Genomic DNA, 395 nt, shown 5'->3' on the forward strand with positions numbered 1-395 from the left:
GTTCAACCGTTAATACCCGTGAAAATGAAGTTATAGACGGTGTAGAGTATCCAGTGGTTAAACTCGAGATTTCTAGTTCTTCTCACCCGTTTTACACCGGTAAAATGAAACTGGTTGACACCGCAGGACGTGTTGATAAGTTCATGAACAGATACCAAAAACATTTTGATAAGAAAAAGTAATTTTTTCTTTGATAAGGTAATAAAGCTTCGGATTTTCCGGAGCTTTTTTTTTCTCTGCCATACAGATTTGGTAGTACATTAACTTCATTCTTCTTTTTTGGCATAGCTATTGACCTTAAAGAATATTGTGTTATAACTTCAGGTTTCCAGACAGAATGGCAGATGCCTGGATCCGTTTCATCCGTTTTTATCTGCACAAGGAAGATGTTTGTC

Annotated in this window: 1 protein-coding gene; it reads left to right on the top strand. The window is 36.7% G+C overall.

Annotated elements, in window-relative coordinates; genetic code table 11:
* Positions 1-182: 50S ribosomal protein L31 (gene rpmE / locus C6366_RS21370; protein ID WP_107740666.1), on the top strand; the 182-nt coding region annotated here is incomplete at its 5' end.
* Positions 183-395 lie beyond the last annotated feature (213 nt).

The organism is Desulfonatronum sp. SC1, from assembly GCF_003046795.1.
In the GTDB taxonomy this organism is placed as follows: Bacteria; Desulfobacterota; Desulfovibrionia; order Desulfovibrionales; family Desulfonatronaceae; genus Desulfonatronum.